Source organism: Mesorhizobium sp. WSM4846 (assembly GCF_055811415.1).
On the sequence record NZ_JBVVPZ010000007.1, the window covers coordinates 64,285 to 82,402 of the forward strand.

Consider the following 18,118-nt stretch of genomic DNA (forward strand, 5'->3'; position numbering starts at 1 on the left):
TGCTTGACAAAAGACAGGGATAGGTGACTATTGTTCATAACGCCAACGCTCCTGCGCCTCGATTACAGGGTCGCCAGCATGAGGACGTCATGACGAATCCGGCAGCCGGATCCTGGACGGCATTGATCGACGACATTCTGGATGGGCGCTGGACCAACCCGGAGACCGGTAAAAAGGCCGTGGTGCCGTATGACCGGATTGTCATCGAAGAAAGCCTCGACGGGCGGGCGGCCGATCTCGTTTCGGAGCTCGATCTGGGGGAGCGGTTCACGGTCGTTGCGGATGCCGCCACCTATGAGGCGCTTGGCGAACGCGTTGCGCGCGAACTGAAGACGCTCGGCCCTGTCGATGTGGTGATCCTGGATCACCCGCATGCCGACATGGCCAATGTCGAAAGCCTCGCCGTCAAACTCGCCGATGCGGATGCCGTGGTCGCGGTCGGTTCCGGCACCATCAACGATCTCTGCAAGTTCGTCACTGGAAGGAATGAACGGCGCTATTGCGTGTTCGGGACGGCCGGTTCGATGAACGGCTACACATCGACGACCGCGTCCATCACACTGGAAAGCGGCCTGAAGGTATCGCTGCCTTCCCACGCCCCATCAGGCTTTTTCGTCGATCTTGGCGTCTCCGCTGCCGCCCCGACCTACCTGTCGGCGGCGGGGTTCGGCGACTGCCTTTGCCGCTCGGTCGCCCAGATCGACTGGTGGATGTCGCACCGCCTGCTTGGCACGGCCTACCATCAGGTCCCGTTTCTCATCCAGGAAAAGGATGAGGCGGCGCTCAACCAGCGAGCGGCAAAGCTTGCCGAACACGACATCGAGGCCAATGGCTATCTCTACCGCGTGCTGACGCTCTGCGGCCTCGGCATTTCCTTCACCGGCGTCTCCAATCACGGCTCCATGGGCGAGCATCAGATATCGCACTACATCGACTGCTTCGCCGGCGAGCGTCACCCCGGCACGCTGCACGGCACCCAGGTCGGCGTCGCTTCGCTCACCATGGCGCGATTGCAGCAAGCAATGCTTGAAAGCGACAAGCCGCCGGTGGTGAAGGCGACGAAGATCGATCCTGACGACATGGTCCGCCGCATGGGCCCGGCTGTCGCCGCACAATGTCTCGATGAACTGAAGAAGAAGGCCTTCGACGAGACTGCCACCGCCGCTTTCAACGAGCGGCTGCAGGAACTCTGGCCGACACTCAGGCAGGAACTCAAGCAATTCATGGTGCCTGTCGACGAGATGCAGCGCCTGCTGAAATCGACCGGCGGGCCGATTTCAGCAGCCGAATTGGGCACGTCGGCCGATTTCTATCGCGAAGCCGTCGTTCATTGCCGGGAAATGCGCAATCGCTTCTCGTTCCTCGACATTGCTGCGGATGCAGGAATGCTGGAGGATTTTGCGCGTGGGGAAGCCTGACCGGATGCGCGACCTCGCCGAATTCGGACCCGAAACGGCATCGCGCATTCGCGGCGTCTTCTGCGATATCGACGACACCTTGACCACCGAGGGTCGTCTTCCGGCCGACGCCTACCGTGCGCTCGAACGCCTGCACGAGGCGGGCCTTGTCGTTGCTCCCATTACCGGGAGACCGGCAGGCTGGTGCGACATGATTGCCCGGTTCTGGCCGGTCACCGGCGTGGTCGGCGAAAATGGCGCTTTTTACTTCGCTTATGACCAGGCAACGCGAAAGATGATCCGGGTTTTCGCGGCAGGTGCCGACGAACGCCGGGAAAACAGGCGCAGGCTCACCGAACTGGAAAAGCGCATTGTCCAGGAAGTGCCGGGTTCGGCGGTATCCGCCGACCAGCAATATCGCGAAGCCGACCTGGCCATCGACTTTTGTGAAGATGTTCCGGCGCTGCCGCTGTCCGACGCCAGGCGCATCAAGCAGATTTTCGAGCAGGCCGGCGCTGTCGCCAAGATTTCGTCGATCCATGTGAACGGCTGGTTTGGCCGATACGACAAGCTGGCGATGACGCGCCGCTTTGCAAGCGAGAGGCTGGGAACCGATCTCGATGCTGAAAGGCAGGCCTATGCTTTCGTTGGAGACAGCCCGAACGACGCCCCGATGTTCGGGTTCTTTCCGAACTCGTTCGGGGTCGCGAATGTGGTGGATTTCCAGGGACAGATCGACGCCGAACCCGCTTTCGTCGCCAGGTCGCGGGGTGGCCGCGGCTTCGTCGAGATTGCCGATATGATCCTGGCGAACCGGAGGTCGGGATTGGGCTGATTGGCGGGCGCGAAAAATGCGGACTGCAAAAGACGCAAAAAAGGATGTTCTGCAGGCGATGGAACCGAACCAGGGACGGCTTAGGCAAGCGGGCGCGATGCGCCAGGCAACATCGCACGGCAGCTTCGGCTGCCGCCGCAATCCCGGCCGGTCACAGCGACCTGCCCGTCCCCTGGTCGGTGATGAGGCCGGTGAAGAATCCCTTTTCCAGGAGCTTGGCCATGATGCCGACCTTGTTCTTTCCGCCGGAAACGAGGATGCGCTTGGGAATGTTCAGCGTGTCGCGAGGATAAACCCCGACTATGCGCTCGTTGACGGGATGGTCGATGAGTTCGGCGTCCCGGTCGAAGAAATAGCCGAGAAAGTTCCCGATCGGCTTCAGTCTCAGGATATCGTCGAATTCCTCGTCGCTCATGTAACCGACGCTTCGCAGCGTCGAACTGGTTGTGCCGCCGACGCTCATCAGCGCAAGGTCGGCGTTCAGCGCCTTCTGGATGACCTCGCGCGCGCTCGGTTGCTGCAAAATCGTCTCGCGGCTTTCGCGGCTGTCGCAGATGATGGGTCCCGGGAGATAGTAGGATTCGGCCTGGGTGCGCTGGGCAAAGACGGCGGCGGCGTCGTATTTGTCGATCGACGACCGGCGCGACAGCGAGCCGAGAAGCGGCACAACGGTAACGTTCCTGAGCGCCACCGGTTCGATGTTGGAAGCGAGCCATTTCATGGTTCGGCCCCACGCCATGGCAACCGTCATGTCGTCCCTGAGCAACGTCTCGACAGTCTGCGCGGCATAGATGCCGATCACTTCGGAGAGCCCGAACTCCGACCCGGTGTCATCCGGTGTGACGCTGCATATGTCGAGCCGGTACTTCCGCCTGAGCTGTTCTTCCATTTCGAGCGCCTGGGATGTCCCGGCGTTGATGCGGATCGAGACGATGCCGCGCTCCTTCGCCTCGGCCAGCAGCCTGTGGATCTTGGTGCGGTTGATCTGCAGCCGCTCGGCGATGGCCTGCTGCGTTTCGCCCAGCACGAAATACTGATGGGCAACCCGTGCCAGGAGACCGATCGACGTCATGAGGGTCCTCCGATGCTTGTGGCGCACTCATCCGAATGCCGCTGTAGCCGGCCAACAAGTGCTTGCCACAGACAGGGCGACGATATAGCATTTGAACAAATGCACAAGATATGAACATTTGTGCAACGCAAAACGAAGCGGTTCGGGAGGAACGCGTGCGGGTTGCCCAAGCCAGACGTTTCGTCATTTCGGATCACCCGCTGCCCTGGCTGCTGCCGCTGGTGGCGATCCTGCTTGTCTTCACCGTGTATCCTCTCATCTACAACATCTGGCTGAGCTTCCATGAGTTCGTCCCGCGCCGGCGGGCGCTCGAATTCGTCGGAACGGAAAACTGGGTGCAGCTGTGGAACGACACGCGGTTCTGGCAGTCGCTCGTCATCACCTTCACCTATTTCGCCATCGCGCTGGTGTTCGAGCTGGTGCTCGGCATGGCGATCGCGCTGCTCCTCGACAGCGACGGCTTCGGTTTCGGATTCCTGCGCGGCGTGCTGACGATGACGCTCGTCATCCCGCCGGCCATTGTCGGCATGATGTATCTGCTGATGGAGGATCCGCAGTTCGGCGTGATCAGCTATCTCCTGCAGTCGATCGGACTGCTCAATTCGAACAACCCCATCCTCGCCACCGCGTCGACCGCGCTTGCCGGCGTTCTGGTCGCGGAAATCTGGCAGTGGACGCCGTTCATGGTGCTCATCTTCCTTGCCGGTCTCAGGGCGCTGCCGCCGGAGCCTTACGAGGCCGCGATGATCGACGGCGCGTCGTCGTTCCAGATTTTCCGGCGCATCACCCTGCCGATGATGTCGAAGGTGATCGCCATCGCCGTGCTGGTCCGCGGCATCGATCTGTTCCGCGTCTTCGACTACGTCTTCGTCATGACCTCCGGCGGGCCGGGAGCGTCGACCTATTCGCTGTCCCTCTATGCATGGCAGCAGACGTTCAGCTTCGTAAAATGGGGCTATGGAGCCACGCTCAGCCTCGTCACCCTGGTGATCATCCTCGTCATTGCCAACCTCTTCATCCGTATCGCCAAGGTGAGGTGGTAGAATGAACGGCTCCTTCTCGACCCGCATGCTTCGCACCATCGCCGCCTGGGTTGTGGTCGCAATCTTCTTCTTTCCGATCTACTACTGGACGTCGGTGGCGTTCAAACACGGCAACGACATCTTCAACCGGCCGCCGAAACTGTTCGCCTTCACGCCGACCTTCGACAATTTCCAGAAGGTATTCGGGATTTCGCTGAGCAGCGGCGGCATCACCGTGACGCCGGGCGGCGGCAATTTCTACATGGCGCCGCGCGTCTGGGATTCGATTGTCATCGCGACGCTGTCGACCGTGCTCGCTGTCGCCATCGCCATGCTTGCCGCCTATGCCCTGTCACGCATGAACTTCCGCGGCCGGCACAGTTTCGTCGGCTGGGTGTTGTCGACGCGCATGATGCCGCCCGTCGCGGTCGCGGTGCCGATGTTCTTCATCTACAAGAATTTCGGTCTCATCGACACCTATACCGGCATGGTGCTGATCCACGCACTGATGAACCTGCCGCTCGCCGTCCTTCTGATGAAGAGCTTCTTCGACGACATTCCCTCCGAGATCGACGAGAGCGCCATTGTCGATGGCGCCAGCCGCTTCATGATTTTTTGCAGGATCGTGCTGCCGATGGCCAAGGGCGGCATCGCCGCCACGGCGGTGCTCTGCTTCATCTTCAGCTGGACCGAATTCCTTTTCGCGCTGACCCTGACCACCACGTCGCTCAAGACCGTGCCTGTCGTCTCGTCGACTTTCGTCACCTCGATCGGCACCGCATGGGGCAACATGGCCGCGCTTGGCGCCGCATCCATCATTCCCGCTTTCATCTTCATTCTGTTGGTTCAGAAGCACCTCGTGCGCGGTCTCACGATGGGATCGTTGAAACAATAGATGGGAGGCTCGAATTCGCAGCCTTGAGAAAATCGCGAATTAAACCGGAGGAGTAGACAATGAAAGACAGCATCAGAAAGACGCATCTTGCCTCTGTCACCGACCGCTTCGTTCGCGGACAGATGGACCGCCGCTCGTTTCTTCGCGCAGCAAGCATTCTCGGCCTCGGCGCCGGCGCGCTCGGCATGGGCCTGGGACGGCGTCCGTTCTACGGCATCAGCCAGGCATCGGCTCAGGAACAGGAACTGAAGCCCAGCGCCGAAATCACCAAATGGCTCTCGGATGTCGGCAAGCCCTTTGCCGGAACGACGCTTCGTCTCGCCACCGAATCGACGCCGCCGTCGAATGCCATCGCCACGCAGCTCAAGCAGTATTTCGAGGAGGCTACCGGCATCAAGGTCGAGATCGAAGTGCTGCCGCTCGAGCAGGTGCTGCAGAAGCTGACGCTCGACGTGGCCTCGAGCCTCGGCACTTACGACCTCTACTATATCGACCAGAGCTGGGCGGCGAGCTTCAGCCAGGACGTCTTCGATCCGCGCGAGCAGCTCAAGAACGCCGACCTGGCAATGCCGAACTACAACATCGACGATTTCCTGAAGCCGCTCGTCGACGGTATCGCCATGTACGAGGACCGCATGGTCGGCGTGCCCTACGACATCCCGATCTTCATCATGCAGTACCGCAAGGACGTCTGGGACGAGCTCAAGCTGCCGCCTCCGGCCACGCTGGACGATTTGCTGAAGGCATCTGCGGCGATCACCGACGCCAAGGGCCCGAACATGTACGGCACCAGCGGCCAGATGAAATCGGGCCATTACAGCCTCGAATGCGATTGGACGGCGTGGCTTTGGGGCCATGGCGGTTCGATTTTCGGCCCCGACGGCAAGTTCACCGGCAATGACGACGCCGGCTTGGCCGCCATGGCCTACTGGGACAAGCTCAAGGCGACGATGCCGCCCGGCGTCGACGGCTGGACATGGGATGGCGAGGGCCAGTCGGTCGGCCAGGGTGTCGCCGCCTCGATGCTGTCCTGGGGCGAATTCTTCCCGTTCTTCGACGATCCCAAGGCCTCCAAGGTCTCCGGCCTGATGGAAGCGATGGTTCCGCCGAAACCTGCCGCGACGCTGCGCACCGTCGAGCAGACCGGATTCGGCGAAATTCCGGGCGTTGGTCACCAGGGCGGTTCTTCGCTCGCAGTGTCGAAATACTCGAAGAGCCCGGACGCCGCCTGGATTTTCATGCAGTGGGCGACCTCAGCCGATACCCAGGCGCTGATAACCGTTCTTGGCGGCGGTACCGGGCCAACGCGCACCAGCGTCTATGACGATCCGCGCGTGCTGGCCAATGCGCGTGTCGGCGCCGGCACGACTCGCCACTTGCCGGTCGTGCGCGACACCATCGCCAACTACATGGGATCCGAGCCCGACCTGCCGGCATGGGCAGAGCTCTCGAGCGACATGATCCCGGTTGCGCTGGGCAAATACTTCGCCGGCCAGTCGGGCTCGGCCAAGGAGTCGCTCGACGCCCTGAAAACCCAGGTCGACGATCTCGTCGCCAAGGGCTGAGTCTTCCCCCCGGGGGGGGGGGGGGGGGGGGGGGGGGGGGGCGGCCGGGGGGGGGGGGGGGGGGGTGGGGGGGGGGGGGGGGGGGGGGGGCGCCCCCCCGCGGCGCCGCGCGCGGGGGGGGGGGGGCCCTGCTGGCCCCCCCCCCCACAAACCCCGGGGGGCCCTTGCGCGCCCCGGGGGGGGGGGCCCCCCCCGGGGGGGCCCCCCCCCCCCCCCCCCGCCCGGGTATCGACAATTTCGACTGAGGAAAGCCATGGCTGGAAAACAGCTCGTAGCAGTGACAGGAGCCAGTTCTGGTATCGGCGAGGCGGTCGCCAAGGCGTTTTCCCGCGCCGGCCACCCTGTTCTGATGATGGCCCGCCGTCTGGAGCGCATGGAGGCGCTGAACCTGCCCGACAGCATGGCTCGGCAGGTCGATGTCCGCGACCGCGCCGCGATCGCGGCTGCCGTGAAGGAGGCGGAAGCCGAATACGGACCGGTCGACATGCTGTTTGCCAATGCCGGCATTGCGCGGCTTGCCGACATAGGCCGCCAGCCGCCCGAGGAATGGGACGAGATGATCGACATCAACACCAAAGGCGTGCTGAATTCGGTCCACGCCGTGATGTCGGGCATGATGGAGCGCCGTCATGGAACGCTGTTCATGATGAGTTCGATCGCCGGCCGAAAAATCTATCCGGATCATACGGTTTACTGCGGGACGAAATTCTTCGTTCACGCCGTGTCGGAATCGCTGCGCGACTATCTTTCCGACTACGACGTCCGCGTCATCGTGCTTTCGCCCGGCGTGATCGAAACCGAGGTTCTGAGCGGCGTCCTCGATCCGCAGACACTCGCCAACTACAAGGCCAACAAGCTCAAGATCGGCGGCGGCATCGGCCCGGAGCACGTCGCTGACCTCATGCTGCACGCCTACCAGCTGCCACAAAACGCTCTCGTGCAGGAAATCGTCATCACACCGACCAGGCAGAAATACTGACGACCCTGACCCGGGCGTCTGGAGACAAAGAATGGCCACCGTAGAATATAAGAACATCGCCAAGAATTTCGGCAATGTCGAGGTGATGAAAGACATCTCCTTCGGCATTGCCGACCGCGAATTCGTCGTGCTTCTTGGGCCGTCGGGCTGCGGCAAGACCACGCTCCTGCGCATGACGGCCGGGCTCGAGCGGGTGACCAGCGGCGATCTTTTGATCGGCGACAGGCGGGTCAACGACGTTCACCCGCGCGATCGCGACATCGCGATGGTGTTCCAGAATTACGCGCTCTATCCGACAATGAAGGTGTTCGACAATATCGGCTTCAGCCTGGAAGTGGCGAAAGTGCCAAAGGCGGAGATCAGGAAGAAGGTCGAATGGGCGGCGGAAATCCTGAATCTCACGCCCTATCTCGGGCGCTATCCCAAGGAACTGTCGGGTGGCCAGCGCCAGCGCGTCGCCATGGGCCGCGCCATGGTGCGCAATGCCGCCGTCTTCCTTTTCGACGAGCCGCTCTCCAATCTCGACGCCAAGCTGCGCACGCATATGCGCGTGGAAATCCGTCAACTCCACAATCGTCTCGGCACAACAACGATCTACGTCACCCACGACCAGATCGAGGCGATGACGATGGCCGACAAGATCGTGCTGATGCACGCCGGCAGGATCATGCAGATCGGCACGCCCGACGAGGTCTACGAGCGCCCGAACTCGAAATATGTCGCTGATTTCATCGGCTCGCCGTCGATGAACTTCATCGCCGGCGCTGTCGAGACCGCAGGCGGCAGTCCTCGCTTCGTCGCCGAAGGCGTGTCGATCGGCCTGTCGCCGCAGATCAAGGCAACACCAGGCCAAAAGGTCATCATGGGCGTCCGGCCACACGATCTCGGCATTTCGGATACGGGTGAGATCGTGGGCGAGGTCGTGCTGTCCGAAACGACCGGCGCCGATGTCCAGATTCATTTGCGCGTGGCCGGATACGATGCCGTCGCCGTGGTGCCGCGTGACGAGCGCCGCAGCGCCGGCGCCGCGATCAATCTTTCGGTGCTGCCGGGCAAGGTGCACCTCTTCGATGCGGCCACGGAACTGCGTGTCGCCTGAGCTAGCGATGACCGCGTCGGCAGAGCGCTGCCTCAGCCCTTCAGGCTGAGATAATCAGCCAAAGCCACCGCGTTGTTGTGCAACTCGTCCTGGGCGCCGTAGAGCAACGTCACCCGGCCGTTGTCGAGCAGGGCGCGCAACTGGCCGACCGCCTCGCTGTTCCGGTCGAGCTCGCCGCGATAGCGCTGCTGGAATTCCATCCAGCGCGTCGGCTCGTGGCCGAACCATTTGCGCAATTCATCGCTTGGCGCGATGGTCTTCAGCCATAGCGTCAGCGCGGCGTCTTACTTGCGGACGCCGCGCGGCCATACCCGGTCTATGAGCACCCGCTGCCCATCGCCCGGCGAGGGCGGGTCGTAGATGCGTTTGACCCTGATATCGAGTTTCATTGCCAACTCCGGGGTTGGCCGCCATGTCGTCTTGCTGGCGGCTGTTTAGGCCCACTCGCCCTTACGCGCACTCGCCCCCTACGCCCACTCGCCCTTGCGCATCACCGGCACGCGACCGCCGTCCTTGCCGACGCCGTCGATGTCGATCTTGTCCGAACCGATCATCCAGTCGATATGGATGAAGCTCTTGTTGCCGCCGCGCGCCGCGATCTCGTCGGGAGTGAGCGAGGCACCGTCGACAAAGCATTTCGAATAGCATTGGCCGAGTGCGATGTGGCAGGCGGCATTCTCGTCGAACAGCGTGTTGAAGAACAGCAGGCCGCTCGCCGCGATCGGCGAGGAATGCGGCACCAGGGCGACCTCGCCGAGCCGGCGCGAGCCTTCATCGGTGTCGAGCACTTTCTTCAGCACATCCTCGCCGCGGCTGGCCTTGGCCTCGACGATGCGGCCCTGCTCGAAACGCACCGCAATGCCGTCGATCAGCGTGCCCTGATACGACAGCGGCTTGGTGCTCGTAACATGGCCTTCGACGCGTCTTGCATGCGGCGTGGTGAAAACCTCCTCGGTCGGGATGTTCGGGTTGCAGGTGATGCCGTTCCTGGCGGTCGAGGCGCCGCCCATCCATTCATGGCCGTCGGCCAGACCGACGGTCAGGTCGGTGCCGGGTCCGGTGAAATGCAGCGCATGGAAATTATGGCCGTTCAGCCATTCGGTGCGGCTGCGAAGAGCCGCATTGTGTGCCTTCCAGTTGCCGATCGGGTCGTCGACATCGACCCGTGAGGCGGCAAAGATCGCGTCGGCGAGCTTCGCCACCGCGACGTCGTCGCTATCGCCCGGAAACACCTGCCTGGCCCAGGCCAGGTCGGGGTAGGCGACGATGTTCCAGTTGATGTCGAAGCCGGTGATCTTTTCCAGCGCCGGCTGGTAGGCGATCGAGTTCGCCTTGTTGGCGCGCGCCACTTTCGCCGGATCCTGCGCCGACAGCAGCGACGGATCCTCGCCGCGCACGGCCAGCCGCGCCGCATTGTTGGCGAAGGCCTTGGCCATGCCCTCGTAAAGCCAGCCGGCGGCGTGGTCGAAGCCGGCATCGGCGCCGTAGCGGAAGCGTGCCAGCGTCATCTCGTCGTCGTTGAAGATCGGCGTCACCAGGCCGGCGCCGGCCTTGTAGGCGTGCTCGACGATCCGCCGCGTCAAAGGCAGCGCTGCGATCGATGATGTCAGCACCAGGTCCTGCCCCGGTTGCAATTGCAGCCCGACCTTGATGGCGACTTCTGCCAGCCTGTCGAGCTTCACCGGGTCGATCGTTGCGGAAACGCCGCGCGAATGTGTGGTCATGATCCTGCCTGTCGCGATGTGGGAGCCTGGTTCTTACATAGACCGGTGCCATCGGTCTTTCCACCGTGATCAACCGGGCCTGCTCAGGCCGCGCCGGCGAGCGCGCCGAACTGCGCCATCGTCGCCTCGATCTCCTCGCGGATCCACATCTTGAAATCGCGCACCTTGCGGCTCTCGCTCTTGCTGGCCGAGGTCACCAGCCAGTAGCCCAGCCCGCTCTCGGCGCGGACGCCGAACGGCGCGACCAGCCGGCCGTCGGCGAGAGCATCAGCCGTCAGCAATTGCCAGCCGAGCATGACGCCGTGGCCGGCGATCGCCGATTCCAGGCACAGCATCGGGTCGGTGAAGCGCGCGCCCTTGAGGAAGCTGACCGGCTTCACCCCGGCCGCCTCGAACCAGCTTTCCCAGCTGATCATCGCTTTTTCGTCGGTGATCGCGCAGGTCAGGGCGAGATCATCGATCGATTTCAGTTTGTCGGCGATCACCGGGGCGCAGACCGGGAAGACTTCCTGCGCCAGTAGCAGTCGCGCGCGCACGCCCGGCCATTTGCCGTCGCCAAGCCGGATGGCGATGTCGATGTCCGAGCGATCGAGATCGGCAATCCGCACCGAGGCGTCGATGCGCAAAAGCACATTCGGATGCCGGGCGAAGTGACGTGATAGTCGAGGCAGCAGCCACTTCGAGGCAAAGGCCGGCGCAACCGAAACCACCAGCGTGCATTCGGAGGCCTCGTCGGCGAGCGCCACGGCTTGGGCGAGCTCGCGGAAACCTGCCCCGAGCCGGGCGGTGAAGACGGTGCCGAATTCGGTTGGCACCAGACCGCTTGCCGCTCGTTCGAACAGCGCCTGGCCAAGTTGCGCTTCCGTCCGCTTGACCTGCTGGCTGACGGCGCTGGCGGACACGTTGAGTTCGCTCGCCGCAGCCGAAAGCGATCCCAGGCGGGCGACGGTTTCCACGGCGCGCAGGCCGTTGAGGTGGACGCGGTTGAGCATGGCCATACAGTTTTTCTAAACCAGAACGGTTGAAATCTCAATTGAAATGCGGGGAGGAACGGCAAATTTTAAGGAACAAGCAGACCTGTGGAGGAGGAATACGATGAAGATTTTGTCACTGCTCGGGGTCTTTTCCGCTGCCGGCGCGCGGCAAAGCCGGCCGCAAGAAAGCGAAGCCACCCGATGGGCCACCGATCCGCTGTCGCATCCTGTGCTGGACACCATGTCGGAGCGCGAACTCGCCGACGTGCCGTTCCGGCTGACGGCCCGGCGCACTGCCTATGAGACCGGCACCGGGCAGGTCGGCTGCGGCTGAAGATGCGAGCAAAGGTGGGAGCGGGCTCAGTTCCTTTCAGGGACAAATCGCAAACCTTGGAGATTGGCTGAACCATCCCTCTCTTCGTCATGACGAAGCCATGTTATTCTGCGGGCCAATCGCAAACGTCGGATATTGGTCGGCTGGAAGCTGCTCGTCCGCCGCTGCAACCCGTTCTGGCCCAACAAGAAGCGGATTGTTTCACCCGCTCGTGCACCTATTGTGCACCGCAATGAAAGCCGCTTCGCCGTCCCCTTTGCGCCTCGCCTTCGCCGGCATGATTGCCCTGGCCGTCGCCATGGGCATCGGCCGCTTCGTCTACACGCCGATCCTGCCCGGCATGATGGAGGAACTTGGCCTGACGCCGGCCGATGCCGGCTGGATCGCGTCCGCCAACTATCTCGGCTACCTCGTTGGCGCGCTCGCAGCCGTCGGCGGCTGGGCGCACGGTCGCGAGCGCCTGCTGATGCTGGCCGGTCTTGCCGCCACCGCGGTCCTCACCGGGCTGATGGGCCTGGCCGACACGATGGCGGCCTTTCTCGTCATCCGCTTTCTTGCCGGTGTGGGCAGCGCCTTCGTCCTGGTGTTCATGTCCAGCATCGTTTTCGGCCATCTCGCCGCGGCCGGCCGAAACGACCTGCAGGCGCTGCATTTCGGCGGCGTCGGCCTTGGCATAGCGGCGTCCTCGGCGCTGATGGCAATACTCGTCACCGAACAGGCCGGCTGGCCGGCGGGCTGGCTCTGGTCCGCCGCGATCTCGGCCTGCGCCATTGCCGTCGTGATGCTGCTGCTCGGCAGCACTGCGACCGCCAACGGCGCTGATAGCCGCGAACCGGCGCTACCAAAGGGCCGGTCACTGGTGAAGGTCATAGTCGCCTACGGGCTGTTCGGCTTCGGCTATATCGTGACGGCGACGTTCCTGGTCGCCATCGTCCGTCAGGGCGGTGGCGGCCGCGTCTTCGAGGCCGTGGTGTGGATGGTCACCGGCCTTGCCGGGATTCCATCGGTCTGGCTTTGGCAGAAGATCGCGGCAAAGATCGGGCTCTACCGGGCCTATGCCTGGGGGTGCCTCGTCGAGGTGGTCGGGGTCAGCGCGAGCGTCACTATGGGCGGACACATTGGGCCGCTGCTCGGCGGGTTTCTGCTTGGCGGCACCTTCATCGCCATCACCGCGCTCGGCTTGCAGAGCGGAAGGCAGCTTGCCCCGCAAGCGCCACGCCGAATCCTGGCGTTGATGACGGCGTCCTTCGGCCTCGGCCAGATCATCGGTCCGATCGTCGCCGGCTTGCTTGCGCAAGCCTCCGGCGACTTCTTCCTCGCATCGATCGTGGCCGCCGCCGTGCTGCTGGTCTCTGGCGCGGTCATCTGGTCGGCTGCGCCAAAATCGCCATGATTGTGGTCTTGCTCGGTGCCGGGCATCACGCACCGGCATTTTCATTCCGATCGATGTGTGACCTTATGCCCGCTGAACAGCAACGCCGCTGATTTGCGCATCGACCGAGGATTTCCTAACAGTGTTCGTATCCTTCTTCCCGCAGCCGAAGTTGTTTTTCACTTCGGCCGTCGCCTGGAGCCTTCTGCTCGTCCTCCTGTGGTTTTTCGGCGGCGAGCACCTTGGCACGATGCTCGGCATGCCGCCGGTCGACCCGCAGGCAGCACCAGTCATCAGCCCGATAAGATTCCTGACGCCGGGTTTCCTCTGGTTTTACGGATATTTCTTCGCCGGTATGGGCGTATTCTACCTTTTCTGGGCGCTGTATTCCCCGCATCGCTGGCAAAACTGGTCGATCCTTGGCTCTGGTTTGATTATTTTCGTCACGAATTTCATCGTGCAGATCAGCGTGGCGCTCAATGACTGGCGCGGCATGTTTTACGACATGGTGCAGAAGGCGCTGACCACGCCGGGCTCCGTTACCCCTGCCGAGCTGTACTACGGAGTATGGCAGTTTCTGTCCTTGGCGCTGGTCTATATGAGCATTGCCGTCCTGAACGTCTTTTTCGTCAGGCACTATGTGTTTCGCTGGCGCACCGCGATGAACGATTATTTTACCGCTTACTGGCCGCGGCTGCGCCATATCGAAGGGGCGTCGCAGCGCGTTCAGGACGACACGATGCGCTTCTCCGGCACAATGCAGGGGCTCGGAGTGAACTTTATCGACTCCATCATGACCCTGATTGCATTCCTGCCCTTGCTGGCCTCCCTTTCTCTCCATGTCTCAACGCTCCCAATCGTCGGAGCAATCCCTTATCCACTGGTCATTGCGGCGATCGCCTGGTCGCTGTTTGGCACCGGCTTGTTAGCAGTCGTCGGCGTCAGGCTGCCCGGGTTGGAATTTCGCAATCAGCGGGTTGAAGCCGCGCTGCGCAAGGAACTTGTCCTCGGCGAGGACGACACGGCACGAGCGCAGCCACCAACTCTGGCCGAGCTTTTCAGAAATGTTCGCAAGAACTATTTCACTCTCTATGCGCACTATGTCTATTTCGACATGGTCCGCTATCTATACCTTCAAGTCGACAACGTATTCGCCACGCTTATTCTTGTTCCGACCTTGGCAATAGGCAAGATAACATTTGGCGTTTTCCAGCAAATTGTCACCGCCTTTTCACAAGTCGCCACTTCGTTCCAATATCTCGTGAATTCCTGGCCGACCATCGTCGAGCTGATATCCATCTACAAGCGCCTGCGCGCCTTCGAGGCGACACTTGAAGGGGCGCCGCTGCCGGAAATCGACCAGGCCTATCTGGAGCGAGAGCGAGCCGGCTTGCGCCCTGAGGATCAGCCGGTAAGTTGAGAGTGACGGGGCGGCGAGCGCTTTCGGCTCAGCCGCCCACCGACGCCTGCTTTTCCCCGGCGCGTTGGCGCGAAACATAGTCGCGATAGCTGATGCACTCGACGTCGGGCCTGGTGCGGACCTCGCCGGCAAAGCGCTCCAGCGCCTTCCAGTAGGCGCCGTCATTCATCAGTGTGAAATGGAAGCCGAGTTCCAGCGGAATGCGTTTGCCCTGATATTGCGCGTCGAAGGCGGCGCGAAAGGCGTCATGGGTCCGGTTGGCGAATTCGTCCGCCTGGCTTGGCCGCTCGAAGCCGCCGGAATGCCTGACATAGAGATTGTAGTCCATCGCGATCACCCGCCTTGTGTCAGGACCTTCCGGAATCTGCGGCAGTGAGAAGCGCGTGATGCCGTCGCTGGTCGGTGGCCGGGCAGGGCCGCGCGACACACCGCTCGCGTCGAACCAATAGCCCGCCTTTGGCAGCGACTCGTAGAGCGCCTTGTTTGCCGACAGATAGGGTGCGCGAAAGCCAACCGCCTTACGTGCAATTTCGCGCCAGCCTGCGGGTTCGGAGGTAATAGCGTTAATCGAATAGGCATTTTCGAGAATGCGCTTGAACGAACCGAACTCGCTCAGCCAATCGGCCTTGTTCCAGTCCTTGCCATCGAAATGGCCGCAAGCGTGACTGCCGATGTCATGGCCTTCCGTGGCGGCAAGGTTTATCTGCTCGAGCCGGTCAGCGATTTCCTGTTTCGAGGCGGCGAAGCCGATATTGGATTTGCCTGGTGTCTTGCCGGGCGCCGTGTATTGCTTGCGCGTCTCCGGCGAGAGCAGGAAGACGCAGGACACGAAGTAGGTGAAATGGGCGCCGGTGCGCTGGGCCAGCGCCCGGCTGCGCTTCCATTGCAAAATATCGCGGGCGCTGTCGAACGAGATGAGGACGGCCTGCTTTGGCTTTGCCGGCGCTGGCGGGTCAGCGACAGCAGCGCCCCCCGCAGCAAGCGACGCGATCGAAAACGCAACAGCGCGGGACAAACGAGGCATCAGTGTCTGGATCTGTCGAGGAGGGTTCGCGCACCGGCTATCGGCGAAATGTGGCGTGCGTGCGGTCGCCCTTTTCAGCCATCCTTTTACATCGCCATCGGCGATTAGCCGATTTTCCGGTCGAACCCCTTCCATGCCGGCGAAATTTCGCTAAAACGCGGGCTACCGCATCGGCCTGAAGTGCAGAATTGATTTTTTTCAGGAAACACGATGCGCAAATTCAAAGTGTTAGAGCGTACTTTCCATGGACGCACGTCGCTCTAAACCGCCCTGAGGCGGGCAGGATGGTTTTGAGATGTCGGACGACAGCTTTATCCGCGAAGTCAACGAAGAAATGCGTCGCGATCAGGCGCATGCGCTGTGGGACCGTTTTGGTCCCGCCTTGCTTGCGCTCGCGGTGCTGGTGGTGGTCGGCACTGCCGCCTTCGTCGGCTATCGCTATTGGGACGAGACCCGCGCCAATCGCTCGGGCGACGCCTTCTCGCAGGCGCTGAAGCTCGCCAATGAAGGCAAGAGCGACGAAGCGCTGGCGGCCCTCGATGCGCTGGAAAAGGATGGCTACGGCGCCTATCCGCTGCTCGCCCGCATGCGGGCGGCAACCGTCAAGGCGGATAAGGGCGACGTCGCCGCCGCCGTCAAGGACTTCGACGAGGTCGCCGCCGATACGGACATTCCATCAGGCCTTCGCGATGTGGCGCGCCTCAGGGCAGCGCTGCTACTCGTCGACCACGGTTCGTTCGCCGATGTCTCCAGCCGCGTCGAGACGCTCACCGCCGATACCAATCCGCTGCGCCATACCGCGCGCGAGGCGCTCGGCCTTGCCGCCTGGAAGGAAGGCAAGGCGACGGATGCACTGAAACTGTTCGACCAGATCGCCTCGGATGACAGCGCCCCGCGCAACGCGCGCGAGCGAGCGACGTTGATGTCGGAGCTGATCCGTGGGTCGGGCGGCGTGTCGTGACAGATGACGTTCAAAGTCGCCATCATTGGCCGGCCTAACGTCGGCAAATCGACTCTTTTCAATCGTCTGGTGGGAAGGAAGCTGGCGCTTGTCGATGATACGCCCGGCGTCACCCGCGATCGTCGCGTCCATGCCGCCAAACTCTACGATCTGCATTTCGACGTCATCGACACTGCCGGCTTCGAAGATGCCGCTGCTTCGACGCTGCCGGGCCGCATGCGCGCCCAGACCGAGATCGCCATCCGCGAAGCCGACCTGATCTTTTTCACCATCGATGCCAAGTCAGGGCTGATGCCTGACGACAAGACCTTCGCCGAGATCGTGCGCAAGTCCGGCAAGCCGGTTGTCGTCGTCGCCAACAAGGCCGAGGCGCGCGGCGCCCAGGGCGGCATGCTGGAGGCCTGGGAACTCGGCCTTGGCGAGCCGATCCCGGTCTCGGCCGAACACGGCCAGGGCCTGCCCGATTTGCGCGATGCGGTGATATCAGCAATGGGCGAGGCGCGCGCCTTCGGCGAAGAAGAGGATGCCGACGAGGAGGCCGCGGCCAGCGAGGTGCTGATCGGCGAGGACATCACCGATCCGGATGCCGAGCCGAGCTATGACGATACCAAACCGATGCGCATCGCCGTCGTCGGCCGTCCGAACGCCGGCAAGTCGACGCTGATCAATGCGCTGATCGGCGAGGAGCGGCTCCTGACCGGGCCGGAAGCCGGCATCACCCGCGATTCCATCTCCGTCGACTGGGACTGGCATGGCCGCCGTCTCAAACTGTTCGACACCGCCGGCATGCGCCGCAAGGCCCGGATCCACGAAAAGCTGGAAGTCATGTCGGTGCAGGACGGCCTGCGCGCCATCCGCTTTGCCGAGATCGTCATCATCGTGCTCGACGCCACAATCCCCTTCGAGAAGCAGGATCTGCAGATCGCCGACCTGATCATCCGCGAGGGCCGCGCGCCGGTGATCGCCTTCAACAAATGGGATATGATCGACCATCCCCAGGAACTCCTGGCGGAACTGCGCGAGAAGACCGAGCGGCTGTTGCCGCAGGCGCGCGGCATGCAGGCGGTGCCGGTCTCGGCCGAGACCGGGCGCGGCCTCGACAAGCTGATGGATGCCGTCATCAGGACGCACAGAGTGTGGAACAGCCGCGTCTCGACCGGCAAGCTCAACCGCTGGCTGGAAGGCATCCTGGCGCATCATCCGCCGCCTGCCGTCGCCGGTCGCCGGCTGAAGATCAAATATGTCACCCAGGCCAAGACGCGCCCGCCGGGCTTCGTCGTGTCCTGCTCACGGCCGGACGCGATGCCGCAATCCTATGTCCGCTACCTCTCCAACAGCCTGCGCGAAGCCTTCGACATGCCCGGCGTGCCGATCCGCATCGCTTTGCGCACCTCGGAAAATCCGTTCGCCGGCAAGGCGAAGAAGCGCCGCTGAGCGCCGCGTCT

The 18,118-nt window shown here is 62.7% G+C and carries 16 protein-coding genes and 1 pseudogene; 12 read left to right on the top strand and 5 right to left on the bottom strand.

From position 1 onward, the window contains the following. The first annotated feature begins 89 nt into the window (after positions 1-89). Together AC0L15_RS08815 and AC0L15_RS08820 are read left to right on the top strand one after the other, a co-directional pair. Positions 90-1,418, top strand: a complete 1,329-nt coding sequence (locus AC0L15_RS08815; RefSeq protein ID WP_287245193.1) for a sn-glycerol-1-phosphate dehydrogenase — start codon at positions 90-92, stop codon at positions 1,416-1,418. Between the two features lie 4 nt (positions 1,419-1,422). Then, a complete protein-coding gene (locus AC0L15_RS08820) occupies positions 1,423-2,232 on the top strand; it encodes an HAD-IIB family hydrolase (RefSeq protein WP_287245668.1) in 810 nt (269 codons plus the stop codon). Positions 2,233-2,383: 151 nt separating this feature from the next. Here the strand turns inward: AC0L15_RS08820 and AC0L15_RS08825 are convergent, their stop codons facing one another. After that, a complete protein-coding gene (locus AC0L15_RS08825) occupies positions 2,384-3,304 on the bottom strand; it encodes a sugar-binding transcriptional regulator (RefSeq protein WP_287245191.1) in 921 nt (306 codons plus the stop codon). 155 nt (positions 3,305-3,459) lie between these two features. On the opposite strand from AC0L15_RS08825, the gene AC0L15_RS08830 reads away from it, so the two are divergent. The 5 genes from AC0L15_RS08830 to AC0L15_RS08850 all read left to right on the top strand — a co-directional run bounded on the left by AC0L15_RS08830 (position 3,460) and on the right by AC0L15_RS08850 (position 8,864). Then, positions 3,460-4,347 (top strand): carbohydrate ABC transporter permease, encoded by an 888-nt coding sequence (locus AC0L15_RS08830; RefSeq protein WP_128179817.1) that lies wholly within the window; start codon positions 3,460-3,462, stop codon positions 4,345-4,347. Position 4,348: 1 nt separating this feature from the next. Continuing rightward, entirely contained in the window at positions 4,349-5,221 is an 873-nt protein-coding gene (locus AC0L15_RS08835) for a carbohydrate ABC transporter permease (protein WP_473496248.1), read from the top strand. A gap of 59 nt (positions 5,222-5,280) precedes the next feature. Further along, positions 5,281-6,786, top strand: coding sequence for an ABC transporter substrate-binding protein (locus tag AC0L15_RS08840; RefSeq protein WP_128171996.1), 1,506 nt, complete (start codon positions 5,281-5,283; stop codon positions 6,784-6,786). Positions 6,787-7,039: 253 nt separating this feature from the next. Beyond that, positions 7,040-7,765, top strand: coding sequence for an SDR family oxidoreductase (locus AC0L15_RS08845; protein WP_287236948.1), 726 nt, complete (start codon positions 7,040-7,042; stop codon positions 7,763-7,765). 31 nt (positions 7,766-7,796) lie between these two features. Next, entirely contained in the window at positions 7,797-8,864 is a 1,068-nt protein-coding gene (locus tag AC0L15_RS08850; protein WP_287236949.1) for an ABC transporter ATP-binding protein, read from the top strand. A gap of 32 nt (positions 8,865-8,896) precedes the next feature. On the opposite strand, the pseudogene AC0L15_RS08855 reads toward AC0L15_RS08850, so the two are convergent. The 3 genes and pseudogenes from AC0L15_RS08855 to AC0L15_RS08865 all read right to left on the bottom strand — a co-directional run bounded on the left by AC0L15_RS08855 (position 8,897) and on the right by AC0L15_RS08865 (position 11,586). Beyond that, a pseudogene (locus AC0L15_RS08855) lies at positions 8,897-9,253 on the bottom strand (DUF488 domain-containing protein). A 78-nt stretch (positions 9,254-9,331) separates the two neighbouring features. Further along, positions 9,332-10,588, bottom strand: coding sequence for an aminopeptidase (locus AC0L15_RS08860; RefSeq protein ID WP_287245179.1), 1,257 nt, complete (start codon positions 10,586-10,588; stop codon positions 9,332-9,334). Positions 10,589-10,671: 83 nt separating this feature from the next. Next, positions 10,672-11,586: a LysR substrate-binding domain-containing protein gene (locus tag AC0L15_RS08865; protein WP_287245178.1), complete on the bottom strand. Its 915-nt coding sequence runs from the start codon at positions 11,584-11,586 to the stop codon at positions 10,672-10,674. 97 nt (positions 11,587-11,683) lie between these two features. On the opposite strand from AC0L15_RS08865, the gene AC0L15_RS08870 reads away from it, so the two are divergent. The 3 genes from AC0L15_RS08870 to sbmA all read left to right on the top strand — a co-directional run bounded on the left by AC0L15_RS08870 (position 11,684) and on the right by sbmA (position 14,688). Then, entirely contained in the window at positions 11,684-11,896 is a 213-nt protein-coding gene (locus AC0L15_RS08870; RefSeq protein ID WP_473496249.1) for a hypothetical protein, read from the top strand. 232 nt (positions 11,897-12,128) lie between these two features. Then, positions 12,129-13,289 carry a YbfB/YjiJ family MFS transporter gene (locus tag AC0L15_RS08875; protein ID WP_473496250.1) on the top strand — a complete coding sequence of 387 codons (1,161 nt, stop codon included), beginning with the start codon at positions 12,129-12,131 and terminating at the stop codon, positions 13,287-13,289. Between the two features lie 121 nt (positions 13,290-13,410). Then, the gene (gene sbmA / locus AC0L15_RS08880) at positions 13,411-14,688 is read left to right on the top strand and encodes a peptide antibiotic transporter SbmA (protein ID WP_287061538.1); all 1,278 of its coding nucleotides are present in this window, start codon (positions 13,411-13,413) and stop codon (positions 14,686-14,688) included. A gap of 28 nt (positions 14,689-14,716) precedes the next feature. Here the strand turns inward: sbmA and AC0L15_RS08885 are convergent, their stop codons facing one another. Then, positions 14,717-15,712, bottom strand: coding sequence for a polysaccharide deacetylase family protein (locus AC0L15_RS08885; protein ID WP_473496251.1), 996 nt, complete (start codon positions 15,710-15,712; stop codon positions 14,717-14,719). Between the two features lie 295 nt (positions 15,713-16,007). Here AC0L15_RS08885 and AC0L15_RS08890 point away from each other — a divergent pair, with 295 nt between their 5' ends. Beyond that, on the top strand, positions 16,008-16,673 hold the full coding sequence (locus tag AC0L15_RS08890) for a tetratricopeptide repeat protein (RefSeq protein ID WP_287061535.1): 666 nt from the start codon (positions 16,008-16,010) through the stop codon (positions 16,671-16,673). A gap of 3 nt (positions 16,674-16,676) precedes the next feature. Beyond that, entirely contained in the window at positions 16,677-18,107 is a 1,431-nt protein-coding gene (gene der / locus AC0L15_RS08895) for a ribosome biogenesis GTPase Der (RefSeq protein ID WP_128245589.1), read from the top strand. The last annotated feature ends 11 nt before the right edge of the window (positions 18,108-18,118 follow it).